The following is a 13,143-nucleotide window of genomic DNA, read 5'->3' as shown; positions in this document are numbered from 1 at the left end:
ACCGCAAACGCTTACGTTTGCCGGTGACAGACGCCTCCTTACTCGACGCCCCTGATTTTGCGTCTGGAAAATCGTGCCGCGGGATATGCTGAAGCTACCCGCCGCGCAATCAACCTTTATGATTGATGAGGAGTGGTACATGGCGGTTAAAAGCCATTCTGGTCGTCCCAACCAGCTATTCCGCAATCTGAATTCAAAGATTGCATCTATCCCCATGATCCTGACCGCGATGGTCATCTTCATGGGCGGAACGATCTGGACAGTCGTTTATTCCTTTACGAATTCAAAATTGCTACCTCGCGCGACATTCATTGGTTTTGAACAATATGAACGCCTCTGGGCGGCGCCCCGTTGGCTGATATCGATCCAGAACCTAGCCATATACGGCATTCTTTCGCTGATTTTCAGTCTCGTCATCGGCTTTGTGCTGGCGGCGCTGATGGATCAGAAAATCAGGTTCGAGAATACCTTTAGAACTATCTTTCTCTATCCCTTTGCCCTGTCCTTCATCGTCACCGGCCTTGTCTGGCAGTGGCTGTTGAACCCGGAATTCGGCATCCAGGCCGTTGTTCGATCTCTGGGCTGGGAAAGCTTCACCTTCGATCCGCTCTATAATTCGGATTTCGTGATCTATGGAATTCTGATCGCCGCCCTTTGGCAAGGCACTGGCCTCGTCATGTGCCTCATGCTGGCGGGTCTGCGCGGGATCGATGAGGACATTTGGAAGGCCTCTCGTGTGGACGGTATTCCCATGTGGAAGACCTATATCCTCATCGTCATCCCGATGATGCGCCCGGTTTTCATCACTACCTTGGTCATCATCGCCAGCGGCATCGTCAAGGTCTACGACCTCGTGGTGGCGCAAACCAGCGGCGGCCCCGGCATCGCATCCGAAGTGCCTGCCAAATACGTCTACGACTATATGTTCCAGGCGCAGAACCTGGGGCAGGGCTTTGCCGCATCTACTATGATGCTGCTGACGGTCGCCATCATCGTCGTTCCATGGGCCTATCTCGAGTTCGGAGGGCGCAAGCGTGGCTAATATCTCGACACTGAATACGGTCGCGGCAGGCGTCGATCCCGTCTCCTCCCAACTCGATGGTCCACGCGGGCGCAAGCCTAAGAAGCGGCTGTCCCGGCGCAACATCATCCTCTATGGCAGCCTGACCATTGCTGCGCTCTATTATCTGTTACCTCTTTACGTGATGGTCGTGACATCGCTTAAAGGCATGCCTGAAATCCGCATGGGCAACATCTTTGCTCCGCCGCTCGAAATTACTTTTGAGCCGTGGGTCAAGGCATGGTCCAATGCCTGTACCGGTCTCAATTGCGATGGCCTGTCACGTGGCTTCTGGAACTCCGTGCTCATCACGCTCCCATCCACCATCGTATCGATTGTGATTGCATCGGTCAGTGGATACGCATTGGCGAACTGGAAGTTCAAAGGCTCGGAGTTTTTCTTCTCCATCCTCATCATCGGTGCGTTCATTCCCTATCAGGTGATGATCTATCCGATCGTGATCGTTCTGCGGGAAATGGGCGTTTATGGCACGCTGACAGGCCTCGTTATCGTGCACACGATTTTCGGCATGCCGATCCTCACCCTGCTGTTTCGCAACTACTTCGCGGGTCTGCCGGAAGAGTTGTTCAAGGCAGCGCGCATCGATGGTGCTAATTTCTGGCAAATCTATTTCCGCATCATGGCGCCCATGTCGCTGCCGATTTTCGTGGTGGCCATGATCTTGCAAGTGACCGGCATCTGGAACGACTTCCTGTTTGGCGTCGTCTTCACCAGACCGGAATATTACCCGATGACGGTTCAGCTCAACAACATCGTCAACTCGGTTCAAGGCGTGAAGGAATACAACGTCAATATGGCGGCGACCCTTCTGACCGGTGCCGTTCCGCTGTTCGTCTATTTCGTTTCAGGCAGACTTTTTGTCCGCGGCATCGCCGCAGGCGCAGTCAAAGGTTAAGCTTCATGAATAAAAGCGTCTCCATTCGCGACCTGTCTCTGTCCTTCGGTGCGGTCAACGTGCTCTCGGATCTCAATCTCGATATATACGAAGGGGAGTTCCTCGTTCTTCTGGGCTCGTCCGGCTGCGGAAAATCCACATTGCTCAATTGCATTGCTGGACTTCTGGAGCCTACGGAAGGTCAAATCTTCATCAAGGATCGAAACGTCACCTGGGAAGAGCCGAAGGACCGAGGCATTGGCATGGTGTTCCAGTCCTACGCGCTTTACCCGCAGATGACGGTCGAAAAGAACCTGTCCTTCGGCCTGCAAGTGGCCAAAATTCCCAAAGAAGAAATCGACAAGCGCGTGAAGCGCGCCGCTGGTATTCTCCAGATCGAGCCACTGCTGAAACGCAAACCGGCAGAACTTTCGGGCGGTCAGCGTCAACGTGTGGCCATCGGGCGCGCGCTGGTGCGTGACGTGGATGTCTTTCTGTTCGATGAGCCGCTGTCCAACCTCGATGCCAAGCTGCGCTCTGAACTGCGCGTGGAAATCAAGCGGCTTCACCAGTCGCTGAAAAACACGATGATATATGTCACGCATGACCAGATCGAAGCGCTGACACTGGCGGACCGCATCGCCATCATGAAAAGCGGTGTCATTCAGCAGTTGGACGATCCGATTTCGATCTACAACAAGCCGAAGAACCTGTTCGTGGCAGGCTTCATCGGCTCTCCTTCGATGAACTTTCTGCGCGGTGAACTGGCGGAAAAAGACGGCAAGGTCGTATTCGCCACCAATGGTGTCAGCTTCACGCTGGATGGTTATGACGCGTCTTCGGCACTGAGGCCGGGAGCGACGGCTGTGCTTGGCGTTCGGCCAGAGCATGTGCGTGTCGACAACGACATTACCGGTGGTGAAATCCATGACGCCGTTGTTGATATCGAAGAGCCGATGGGGGCGGATAATCTCATCTGGCTGAAGCTTGCCGGTCACACCATGTCCGTGCGAGTCGGCGGCCACCGCCGCTTTGCGCCGGGCACGAAGGTCAAGCTCGCTTTCGATATGTCCATGGCCTCACTTTTCGATGCGGCAACGGAAGACCGCATCTGAACCCATATCCCACCCTTCCACCGGACACAGTCCCAATGTCAGGAGAGACAGATGACGAAACTCGGCTTTCAACTTTACAGCGCGCGTAACTTCCCGCCGCTTTCAGATACCCTCAAGAAACTCTCAGCGGCAGGCTACGCCCATGTCGAAGGCTTCGGCGGCATTTACGGCACGATGGACGACGCGGCTTTGAAAGCTTTGCGCGCAGATCTCGACGCGAACAATCTGACCATGCCGACCGGCCATTTCGGTCTCGACATGCTGGAGAGCGAGCCACAGAAAGCACTGAACATCGCGAAAATCCTCGGGGTTGAGACGATTTACTGCCCTTACCTTCTGCCCGACCAGCGCCCAAGCGATGCAGCCGGTTGGCTGGCCTTCGGTAAGCGTCTTCAAGAGGCTGCCAAGCCTTACCGTGATGCAGGTCTCGCCTTTGGCTGGCACAACCACGACTTCGAATTCGTGAAGCTGGAGGATGGCACCACGCCGCAAGAGCAGATTTTTGCTGGCGGTCCTGAACTGGAGTGGGAAGCGGATATTGCCTGGATCATCCGCGGCAAAGCCGATCCGTTTGAATGGATCGAGCGTTACGCAAGCCGGATCACCGCGGTGCATGTGAAGGACATCGCGCCATCAGGTGAAAATACGGACGAAGACGGTTGGGCGGATGTTGGCCACGGCACCGTGGATTGGAAAGGCCTTGTCGATGTGCTGAAGAAAACCGCCGTCAAATATTACGTGGTCGAACATGACAATCCTAGCGATGCCGACCGTCTGATCACAAGATCGATCGCATCCTTCAACAGCTACTAATCCAAATCTGGAGTGACATTCATGGCCAATGAACTTGGCGTCGGCATCATTGGATGCGGCAATATCTCAACCACCTATTTCTCGCTTTCGCCTCTGTTCAAGGGGTTGAAAGTTCTGGCCTGCGCCGACCTCAACCGCAGTGCCGCCGAACTGAGAGCCGAAGAATACGGGGTCAAGGCGCAGTCCATCGAGGAGCTGCTTAAGAACGACGACATCGACGTGGTGGTGAACCTCACCATACCCGCAGCGCATTTTGGGGTGTCGAAAGCTATTCTGGAGGCTGGTAAGCACGTCTATTCCGAAAAACCGCTCGTTCTAACGCTGGAAGAAGGCGAGGAACTGCGGCGTCTGGCGACAGAAAAGAACCTCGCTGTCGGTTGTGCGCCCGATACGTTTCTGGGCGGCGCGCACCAGTTGGCGCGCAAATATATCGATGAAGGCGGCGTTGGTCGCATCACGTCGGGCACATGCCATGTCATGAGTCCTGGCATGGAAATGTGGCACCCCAACCCCGGCTTCTTCTTCCTCGAAGGCGGCGGCCCGATCCTCGATCTCGGCCCCTATTACATCGCCAATCTCATCAACCTTATCGGCCCGGTCAAACGTGTCGGTGCCCTGACGTCGATGGCGAACCCGACGCGAACGGTGACCAGCCAGCCTCTGAACGGTCAGGTCATTCCTGTGGAAACGCCCACCAATATCCATGCCCTCCTGGAGTTCGTGAACGGCGCGACGATCACCCTGTCAGCCAGCTGGGATGTGTGGTCGCACCGCCATGCCAATATGGAGCTATACGGCACGGAAGGCTCGATCTACGTGCCCGATCCAAATTTCTTCGGCGGCGTGGTCGAGGCCAGCGGTCGCGACAAGGACATCAAGCCGCTGGACAACTGGGAGCATCCCTTCGGGATCGCCAATCAGGAAAGCCCGCAGGGTGCACGTGCCAACTACCGCACGGCAGGGCTTGCCGACATGGCGCTGGCATTAATCGAAGGACGCGACGCGCGCTGCTCGCTGGAACGCTCCCTTCACGGCATCGATGTCATGACGTCGATCCTGAAGTCCGGCGAGGAGGATCGGTTCATTGAGTTGACCACCACCTGCACGCAGCCGGCGGCATTGGGTATCGAAGAAGCCAAGGCATTGCTCCGATAAAATGGATAAGGCGGGTGCGCATGCTGCATCCGCCTTGTCTGCCGTTCAACCGACGAGAATATCCGTGCAGATTGCCGCCTTGAGCGGCAGATGGTCGGATGCGACCCGCGACAGCGCGCTGTCATGCGCCGTTACATTTTCGATCAGGCCTTTTCGGTTGGAAATGATCCGGTCAAGCGCAAGTACCGGCAATCCTGATGGGAAGCTGGGAACTGCTGGCGGCAGGCTGCCGAAGGCATCGCGGAATGTGTTGAGCGATGAGCCATTTCCCAGCCGCCATTCGTTGAGATCGCCGAGCAGAATTGTTGGCTGCTCGTCGCGCATGTTGAGAAGATCGACAAGCGCCTTTGCCTGCTGCGCGCGTGAGCGGCGCAAAAGACCGAAATGGGCAGCGATGATGCGCAATGTCCCACCCTGTTTCAATTCTAACTCCACCACCAGAGCACCACGCGGTTCCAGACCTGGAAGCCTGAGCGGATGCACATCACGAACGGAGCCTTCCCGGAACAGAACGACGTTGCCGTGCCAGCCATGGGCCTTGGCGCCCGCGCTGATCGGCACCGGCGTCAGCCCGCATTCGCGCTCCAGCCTGCCAAGGTCGAGCAAGCCGGTGCGCTCTCCGAAACGGCTGTCGGCCTCCTGTAGCGCAATGATATCGGCACCTATTTCCTTGATCACATGGCAGATGCGGTCCGGGTCGAATTTACGGTCGCGCCCCACACATTTGTGGACATTGTAGGATGCGATGATGGGCTGTCCCTCATCTCCGCAACCGTTGCTTTCCGTCTGACGCTTCTTGCGATTGCGCAGGGATGTCATCAGGATGGAGGACAGGCTGTCGGGCTTGGTTCGTTTCAATTTCATATCTCGCATCAACGATTTCATTCCCAACACTCAAAGGTGTCGCCTTTAAAGATAAGGCGATGCCAGCCACAAAATCCGCTCGAAAAGCCGGACGGGAAACGGGCGAGCCCTTAAGGCTTCGAGGTTCACAGCCACTGCCGTCTCCATCGCGTCGGTGATGCGCGCGGAGACTGCTTCGGCGAAACCCTCATCCATAACTTCTATGTCCACCTCAAAGTTCAATCGCAACGACCTTGGATCGAGATTGGACGAGCCGACGTAGGACCAACGGTCATCGATGACGAGCAGCTTGGAATGGTTGAAAGGGCCGGTCGCGCGCCAGATGCGACAATAGCTTTTCAGCATTTGATCGAACTGTGCCGTCATGGCATGGTCGACCAATGTCAGATTGTTGTTCGCAGGAATAATGATATCGACCTGCACGCCTCGCCGGGCCGCCGTCGTCAGTGCGGAGATCAATTCGCGATCCGGCAGGAAATAGGGCGACATGATGCGGATGGACGAGCGGGCAACGGAAAAAGCGCCCATCAGCATCTTGTGACTGGTCTCGATGCTGTTATCCGGCCCCGAAGCGACCACGCGTGCCAATACCGGCTGACCCGGCTCGCCCTCGGGAAGCGTGACATCCCAGACCGGGCCATCCAAAAGCTCGCCCGTAGTAAAGCGCCAGTCTTCGGCGGCAACGGTGAACAGATCGGCGACCAGCGGCCCTCTCACCTTGAAATGGGTGTCGTGAGAATGGTGCTCTCGAGCAAACTCCGCTGTGAAACCTTCGCGAATATTCATTCCGCCGGTGAAGGCAACGCGGCCATCCACCACCAGAATTTTCCGGTGCGTTCTGAGATTGGCGTAGGGAAGGCGAAGACCCATGATGACATTGCCGTTGAAAACTGCAGCCCGGATAGCGGCTTTTCGAAGGGCAGGCAAAATGCTTGGAACGGAATAGCGGGCACCCACCGCATCCACCAGCACCCTGACCTCGACGCCACGATCGCAGGCATCTGCCAGCGCCTCGACGATACGGATGCCGATATGGTCCTGATCGAAAATGTAGGTTTCGAGAATGATGGACCGCTTGGCGTTCGCGATGGCATCCAGCATGTCGGCATAGGCGATATCGCCGGAGTTCAGCGGCTCGATGACATTGCCGGTCGTCAGCGCCGTGCGCGTAACTCGGTCACCCACGGTTTTCATGGAGGCAAAACGTCTCCCGAACCGCTCGATGACAAGACTATCGTCGGCATCGAAACGCGCGACCCGGTCCATGATGGTGCCGTGCATCAAAGAGCGCTGCTGGCCGAGTGCCGTACGCCTGATGCGGTTGATGCCAGCGATGGCGTAGATGGCGGCGCCGACGAAGGGTGAGAGCAGGATGACGCCAACCCAGCCAAGTGCCGTGCGGACTTCCTGTTTCGTCATGGTGGCGTGGATGGCAGCGGCTGCACCCATGATTGCGGAGAGAGTTGCGAGGATGTGCGGCCAGTAGGCGGTCATGAGGTCGATCATGTCAGGAATATAGATGAGTTCGGTCCTGCCGCAAGCGACATCGCCCGCGAGCTGTGTAGCGATGTGTTAAGACTCTGTAAGCTATATTCCACCAACGGATTCAACAACGCCGATGAGATCATGAGAGCCGATCAGCAGCCCTTTGCCGGAAATAGACCGGCGATCACAAGTTCGCGGACTTGTATTCAAATCCGAAATATTTTACCACCTTTGCACATCCTGAAAATTGGTGGAACGCCATGCGTTTGAGACATATTGCGCTTTTCGCCTGCACCGCTCTCATGCTTGCAGGCTGCAACGAAACGCTCGAGACCGTCGAGCGTGATGTTTCCCATGTGAAAAACAAGGTCGATTACCCGCTTGCTCCATCCATTCTTGCCGAAATGGACAAGAAGAACATGGATCGCAACGCGCCGATCATGATCCGGATTTTCAAGGAAGAGGGTAAGCTTGAGATTTGGAAGGCCCGTCGCGACAACCGCTTTGAGGTCATCGCCTCCTACGACATCTGCGCATGGTCTGGAAAGCTCGGTCCCAAGGTCAAGGAAGGCGACCGGCAGGCGCCCGAGGGCTTTTACAATCTGACGCCGGGGCACCTTAACCCCAACTCCAATTACTATCTGGCGATCAATACCGGTTTTCCCAATCGGTATGATCAGGCAAACGGGCGCAACGGCACCAACCTGATGATCCATGGCGCCTGTTCGTCGTCGGGCTGCTATTCCATGACGGATGCACAGGTTCTGGAAATCTACGGCTTTGCGCGCGACGCCTTCAAGGGTGGCCAGAAGACGGTTCAGTTGCAGGCCCTGCCATTCCGCATGACAGCGGAAAACATGGCACGCCACCGCAAGAGCGAGCATTTTGAATTCTGGAAGATGCTGAAGGTCGGTTACGACAACTTCGAAGTGACCAAGCGTCCGCCGGAAGTCAATGTCTGCGAAAAGAAGTATGTGTTCAATCAGCAGCTCGAAGGTGGGCAGTTCAACGCTTCCGCTGCCTGTCCCAAAATGAGCACGCCGCCAGCCCTCGCCAGTGCGCTGACGAGCTACGACAAGACCTACCAGCTTGCCTATGCCAAGGCGACCAACAAGCTCGACGGCATGGTCTGGTATGATCCGAGCGAAGCCGAGCGCAAGGCACTGGTTGCCGAAAAGCGCAAGGGTCGCGAGCCGGCCTATGCTCCGACCGGCTCGGCGCTCAAGGCAGGCAAGCTGATGAAGGAAACCGAGTTTGCCGCGCTGATGGAAAAGAAGGCAGCCAAGGGCATTTCCGGCCAGGCTGCGACAGCCATGGCTTCGGCAGCAAATCCGGGTGCGACGACTGCGGCGACGGTCATGACACGGCAGCCCGCAGCCACCCCAGCGGCGGCACCGGCGATGGTCGCTTCCGCCGCGCCAGTGGCAGCACAACCGCAGGCGGGTACGCCGCAAAGCGTGCCGGTGCCAACGGTGAACCCGCTTGCCTTCAGCGCACCACCGTCACCCGACGATGCGCAGAAGAAGCCGTTCTGGAAGTTCTGGGCCAAGCAATGACCGCTGGTCACGCCGAAATCTACGATCTAAGGGGGCTGAAATGCCCCCTTCCTGTTTTAAGGTGCCGCAAGAAGCTGTCGCGGATGCGGGCCGGTGATGAGCTCAGCGTCGAAACCAGCGATCCACTTGCCATCATCGACATCCCCCATATGTGCCGTGAAGACGGACACAGCCTGCTGGAAGCCACGCCCACGGAAACAGGCCACAGGTTCCATATACGTAAGACGTAGAGATTTCAGACGCCGCGCTTGTTTCCCCACAGCAGCACATGCAGTTGCGGCAGCACGCGGACGTCGAACCAGCGGTCGTCGCTGACTTTGTCCACCAGCCAGATCATCCGGTCCATCACGCCATTGATATCGACCACGGCGTTATCGTCCTCCGGTGGCGGCGGGGTGTGGTTGCCGGGCTGGAGGTAGACGGGCAGATGGGGATAGCGGGCGCTGGCGTCCTTGGCGTAACGATAATCCGCATCATCGAAAATCACGAATTTCAGCGCGATGTGCGGACGGTCTCCCGCCGCTGCAAGACAGTTTTCAAAAGCTGACCAATCCGTTTGCATGCCGCTGGAAGGTGGCTTGGGGCTGAGCACCAGATAATCGAGGCTGGCAAACCAGTCTTTGGCAATGCTGCCCTGCGTCTCCAGTGCAAAGCGGTAACCTTCACCATGGCCTTTGTCGATGAGCGGTCCGAGCGGTTGAATCGCAGGATTGCCGCCGGATAGGGACACGGTCAGCGGCTTGCCACCGGATAGACGCAAGACCTCCTGCCAGATCGCATCGGCAGACATAGGCTTCCAGTTATCGCGGTATTCGCTGTCCACCGCATGCAGCGTATCGCACCACGAACAGCGATAATCGCAGCCGCCCGTGCGGACGAATACCGTGGGAACACCGATCAGCACGCCTTCACCCTGAATCGTCGGGCCGAAGATTTCGCTGATACGGATCGGGCTTTCCTTGGCCGCGCTCATGGCTGGGGACGGGGGCGATATTCTGCCCAGGTCTTGGCAGTCTCGCTGACCCGCACGGCGCTCGTTTCCGGCAGACGCGCTTTGCACCAGTCGTAAAAATGCCGGGCGAGGCGCTCGGCCGTGACCATGTCGTGCCCCAAGACGTCGTTGAGGTGACGGTGATCGAAGCTGTTGTCGATGTATTGCTTCAAAGGCGCAAGCTCGTGGTAATCGCGCACGAAGCCGTGCTCGTTCAGCTCATCTGCGGAAAGCTCGACTTCAACGATGTAATTATGACCGTGCAGACGTGCGCACTGGTGGTCATCGGGCAGGCCCTTGAGTTGGTGCGATGCGGAGAAATGAAACTCCTTGGTGATACGAAACATCATTTCACCTCCTGCGCCGCGTAGGCACTGGTGGCCGCTACCCAGAAATCCGGGTCTTCGTAATCGGTGGGATCGCTGATGCCTGCCAGATGGAAGGCTTCGCGCCGCTCCACGCAGGTGCCGCAGCGCCCACAATGGCGCACGCCACCCTTGTAGCAGGACCAGGTCTGCGCAAACGGCGTGTCATGCTTTGATCCGTCCGTTACGATATCGGCCTTGGACCCGTTGACGTAGGGCGCAACCAGCTTGACGTTGGCATAGCCATCCAACGCGTGACGTTGCATCTCGTTGAAGCTGTCGATGAAAGCGGGGCGGCAATCGGGATAGATGAAGTGGTCGCCACCGTGCACGGCAATAGCAACGGCATCCGCCTGCTGCGCTGCGGCCAGCCCGAACGCGATGGTTAGCATGATGGCATTGCGGTTGGGCACCACGGTGGAGCGCATCGTCTCTTCCGCATAGTGACCATCCGGTACGGCGATATCGTCGGTTAGCGCCGAGCCTGTCAGATGGGCGCCAATGGGGCGGATATCGATGACATGATGCGGCACGCCGAGCCTGTCGGCGCAGGCCGCTGCATAGTCCAGCTCCTTTTTATGGCGTTGACCATAGTCGAAGGAGACGAGGGCGAGAAGTTCGTTTTCCGCTGCTATTCTGTGCGCAAGCGAAACGGAGTCCAATCCGCCGGAGCAGATGACGATAGTTTTCATGGTTCGGGATCCCTTGTTTTGACCGGGTGGGCTGCGACCGGATTACGGTGCGGCTTCTAGTGCAACTCGGGACCGTTGTGAAGGGGCGCAGCGATTTTTGCGCCTCTTCAATCACGTGAATGTGCCGTTATTCGACGATGACCGATACGGAATTGCCGGTGTAGACTGGGCGAATCTTGACCGAACCTGCATCGATTTTGGCGAATGTGCCATGGAGCGCGTTGGCTGATAGCACTTCAAACCGGGCTCCGGCAGTGGGCGTGGTTTGCCCGAAAGCAAGATGGAGAGTTGCACCCTCGATGCTGGCCTGCCTCTTGATTTGTAAAGGGCCATTCGCAGCATCGAGCGCGAGCGTACCGCCGGTCTGGCTGTAATCGCCCGTGATCTCGACAGCCTCTGAACCCAGCGCCAGGGTTCCACCGCTGACGTTCACGCTGCCAGTGCCAAGCGCGGTTCTGGAGCCAACCGTCAGCGTACCGTCTTGCACAACGGTGCCGCCGGAGTAGCTGTTATGGCCGGTGAGCGCGAGCGCACCGTCACCCGATTTCACCAGACGACCAGGGCCGGAAATATCGTTCGTCCAACGGTCCTGCGCGTTGAAACCGCCAGCGGCTGCGTTCATCGTCACGCTGACATCGCCATCGAATGCGCCATATCCGGATGCTGCGGCCACAAGGTTGATGCGGCCCCAGCCATTGCTGTCATCAAGCAGCGGATAGCCGGATTCGATGCCGGTGGAGAACAGCACGGCGCGGCGTTGTGCAGCGTCCAGATAGGGCAGGCGGGTTTCCAACAGGACTTCCGCACCCTCCGGCACCACCATGGCAAGGCGAGGCGCAGAGGTGTTGCGGCTGAAGGAATAGGTCATACGATTGCGGAAATCGACCTTGTTTTTCGCCTCATCCGCATAAGGATCGATGGTGATATCAGCACTGTGCGCGAAGCTTTGCAGGGTTTGTCCCTGTGGCAAGCGCTTGGTCAGATAGGCCTGCACTTCGTCATGCGCCAGCTTCTTGGCATCCGCGGATTTCGCATCTTGCAACACGGCTGCGGCAATGGCCGTTGCCGTGATCCTGCCACCGATGACATCTAGCGGCGAATGCATGCCCGCCTCGATGCGGGTTTCTCCCAATTCAGACGCCTTGGTCAGAAGTTCGGAAAACCGTTCGGGCACCGCATAGGCGTAAGCAATTGCCGCGAGATAGGCGGCATTGGTGTGGCCGCTCGGGAAGCCGCCATCCTTGGCGCGACCACGGTTTTCCCGGGCATAGCGCAAGGCGGGGACCGTGACGTCGGGCTCGGTTTCGTAGCGCTCGAATGTCTTGTCGCCGATGGTCTCGGTGCCTGTTTCGATCACCTCACCCTTGGCGTTCATGCGCCATGGGCGGGGGCTGGAATAGAAATATTTGGAGGGAGACGTCGTGCCTTCCGGGCCGCGCATCAGCTTCATGAAGGCGACGAAGTCCTTGAGGTCGGACGTGTCCGTTCCTGCTTCCGCGCCCTTGTCGTCTTCTCGTTTGGTGATCACCTCATTGACGTTGAAATCGCTGAGTGTGTGGTTGATGGTGGTCGTTGCGCCGGACCCTTCGCGGTACCATGGGGCGAGGGGGCCAAGACCTTCGATAACGCTGTAACCCTGGGAGCGGCGGTCGTTCAGATAGGCGTTAAGCGCCTGCGCATCGGTGCGGTTCTTGCCGGTGACGGACAGGACATAGCGCATGTTCTCGGCCCAGATATCCGCATCGAGGATTTTGACCCTGCTGTAATCTTTGGGGCCATCGCCATTGGCGCCACCATTGGCCCAGGCATCGTCGCCCAATGTCCAGATGCGGTTGAAGCCTGTGAGTATGTTGATGACCGGGTTTTGCTTGTCATCATAGGCATTAACGGCCTCGCCCTTGGCGTTTTTACCCGTCTGGTTATGGTAATTCTCAGCAACAGGCAGTGGATAGGCAACGGATGGCGTTGGAACAACGACGCTGTAGCCAGCGCCTGATGGCGTCTTTCCATCGAATGCCAATGCGTGAGATGTGATGCTGAGTGCGGCAATGGATGCAAGCAAGCTGGAGCGGATAAAAAAGGAATACGCGCGCGTTGTGGCCAAAACAGCCTCCTGATGATGTCAATTAATTCGTCTGGAATCGGTGGTCGG

Annotated in this window: 13 protein-coding genes; 7 read left to right on the top strand and 6 right to left on the bottom strand. The window is 57.5% G+C overall.

The window, feature by feature from the left end:
• The first annotated feature begins 139 nt into the window (after positions 1-139).
• From HRR99_RS17890 to HRR99_RS17870, 5 genes are read left to right on the top strand one after another with little or no spacing between them, the layout of a single operon-like run.
• Positions 140-1,042, top strand: a complete 903-nt coding sequence (locus HRR99_RS17890; protein ID WP_111841162.1) for a carbohydrate ABC transporter permease — start codon at positions 140-142, stop codon at positions 1,040-1,042.
• Positions 1,035-1,976 (top strand): carbohydrate ABC transporter permease, encoded by a 942-nt coding sequence (locus HRR99_RS17885; protein ID WP_233124123.1) that lies wholly within the window; start codon positions 1,035-1,037, stop codon positions 1,974-1,976. Before HRR99_RS17890 ends, HRR99_RS17885 begins: the two co-directional genes overlap by 8 nt.
• A 5-nt stretch (positions 1,977-1,981) precedes the next feature.
• Positions 1,982-3,070, top strand: coding sequence for an ABC transporter ATP-binding protein (locus tag HRR99_RS17880; protein ID WP_111841165.1), 1,089 nt, complete (start codon positions 1,982-1,984; stop codon positions 3,068-3,070).
• 51 nt (positions 3,071-3,121) lie between these two features.
• Positions 3,122-3,883, top strand: coding sequence for a sugar phosphate isomerase/epimerase family protein (locus tag HRR99_RS17875; protein ID WP_233124121.1), 762 nt, complete (start codon positions 3,122-3,124; stop codon positions 3,881-3,883).
• A gap of 21 nt (positions 3,884-3,904) precedes the next feature.
• Entirely contained in the window at positions 3,905-5,038 is a 1,134-nt protein-coding gene (locus tag HRR99_RS17870) for a Gfo/Idh/MocA family protein (RefSeq protein ID WP_233124119.1), read from the top strand.
• A 45-nt stretch (positions 5,039-5,083) separates the two neighbouring features.
• Here HRR99_RS17870 and HRR99_RS17865 read toward each other — a convergent pair whose 3' ends face one another.
• Complete coding sequence (locus tag HRR99_RS17865) at positions 5,084-5,902, bottom strand: endonuclease/exonuclease/phosphatase family protein (RefSeq protein ID WP_233124118.1); 819 nt, start codon at positions 5,900-5,902, stop codon at positions 5,084-5,086.
• 45 nt (positions 5,903-5,947) lie between these two features.
• Positions 5,948-7,408 (bottom strand): phospholipase D-like domain-containing protein, encoded by a 1,461-nt coding sequence (locus tag HRR99_RS17860; RefSeq protein WP_233124116.1) that lies wholly within the window; start codon positions 7,406-7,408, stop codon positions 5,948-5,950.
• 239 nt (positions 7,409-7,647) lie between these two features.
• Here HRR99_RS17860 and HRR99_RS17855 point away from each other — a divergent pair, with 239 nt between their 5' ends.
• Both HRR99_RS17855 and HRR99_RS17850 read left to right on the top strand, forming a co-directional pair.
• A complete protein-coding gene (locus HRR99_RS17855) occupies positions 7,648-8,943 on the top strand; it encodes a L,D-transpeptidase family protein (protein ID WP_233124114.1) in 1,296 nt (431 codons plus the stop codon).
• Entirely contained in the window at positions 8,940-9,173 is a 234-nt protein-coding gene (locus HRR99_RS17850; RefSeq protein WP_233124112.1) for a sulfurtransferase TusA family protein, read from the top strand. The genes HRR99_RS17855 and HRR99_RS17850 overlap by 4 nt, the downstream gene beginning before the upstream one ends.
• A gap of 5 nt (positions 9,174-9,178) precedes the next feature.
• Here the strand turns inward: HRR99_RS17850 and queE are convergent, their stop codons facing one another.
• From queE to HRR99_RS17830, 4 genes are all read right to left on the bottom strand, one after another.
• Complete coding sequence (queE, locus tag HRR99_RS17845; protein WP_233124111.1) at positions 9,179-9,916, bottom strand: 7-carboxy-7-deazaguanine synthase QueE; 738 nt, start codon at positions 9,914-9,916, stop codon at positions 9,179-9,181.
• On the bottom strand, positions 9,913-10,281 hold the full coding sequence (gene queD / locus HRR99_RS17840; protein WP_233124961.1) for a 6-carboxytetrahydropterin synthase QueD: 369 nt from the start codon (positions 10,279-10,281) through the stop codon (positions 9,913-9,915). Before queD ends, queE begins: the two co-directional genes overlap by 4 nt.
• Positions 10,281-10,991: a 7-cyano-7-deazaguanine synthase QueC gene (gene queC, locus HRR99_RS17835; protein WP_233124109.1), complete on the bottom strand. Its 711-nt coding sequence runs from the start codon at positions 10,989-10,991 to the stop codon at positions 10,281-10,283. Before queC ends, queD begins: the two co-directional genes overlap by 1 nt.
• Positions 10,992-11,118: 127 nt before the next feature.
• Positions 11,119-13,095 carry a phosphatase PAP2 family protein gene (locus tag HRR99_RS17830; protein ID WP_233124107.1) on the bottom strand — a complete coding sequence of 659 codons (1,977 nt, stop codon included), beginning with the start codon at positions 13,093-13,095 and terminating at the stop codon, positions 11,119-11,121.
• Between the last annotated feature and the right edge of the window lie 48 nt (positions 13,096-13,143).

Source organism: Agrobacterium vaccinii (assembly GCF_021310995.1).
GTDB lineage: Bacteria > Pseudomonadota > Alphaproteobacteria > Rhizobiales > Rhizobiaceae > Agrobacterium > Agrobacterium vaccinii.
Note: the sequence above shows the minus strand (reverse complement) of the source record. Positions and strands in the feature narration are given on the sequence as shown.

What these genes read in the sequence shown, in the direction of transcription:
- HRR99_RS17850 (WP_233124112.1), top strand. Translation starts at nt 8,940, where the DNA reads ATGACCGCTGGTCACGCCGAAATCTACGATCTAAGGGGGCTGAAATGC.
- queE (WP_233124111.1), bottom strand. Translation starts at nt 9,916, where the DNA reads ATGAGCGCGGCCAAGGAAAGCCCGATCCGTATCAGCGAAATCTTCGGC.
- HRR99_RS17860 (WP_233124116.1), bottom strand. Translation starts at nt 7,408, where the DNA reads ATGATCGACCTCATGACCGCCTACTGGCCGCACATCCTCGCAACTCTC.
- HRR99_RS17870 (WP_233124119.1), top strand. Translation starts at nt 3,905, where the DNA reads ATGGCCAATGAACTTGGCGTCGGCATCATTGGATGCGGCAATATCTCA.
- HRR99_RS17880 (WP_111841165.1), top strand. Translation starts at nt 1,982, where the DNA reads ATGAATAAAAGCGTCTCCATTCGCGACCTGTCTCTGTCCTTCGGTGCG.
- queC (WP_233124109.1), bottom strand. Translation starts at nt 10,991, where the DNA reads ATGAAAACTATCGTCATCTGCTCCGGCGGATTGGACTCCGTTTCGCTT.
- HRR99_RS17855 (WP_233124114.1), top strand. Translation starts at nt 7,648, where the DNA reads ATGCGTTTGAGACATATTGCGCTTTTCGCCTGCACCGCTCTCATGCTT.
- queD (WP_233124961.1), bottom strand. Translation starts at nt 10,281, where the DNA reads ATGTTTCGTATCACCAAGGAGTTTCATTTCTCCGCATCGCACCAACTC.
- HRR99_RS17890 (WP_111841162.1), top strand. Translation starts at nt 140, where the DNA reads ATGGCGGTTAAAAGCCATTCTGGTCGTCCCAACCAGCTATTCCGCAAT.
- HRR99_RS17875 (WP_233124121.1), top strand. Translation starts at nt 3,122, where the DNA reads ATGACGAAACTCGGCTTTCAACTTTACAGCGCGCGTAACTTCCCGCCG.
- HRR99_RS17865 (WP_233124118.1), bottom strand. Translation starts at nt 5,902, where the DNA reads ATGAAATTGAAACGAACCAAGCCCGACAGCCTGTCCTCCATCCTGATG.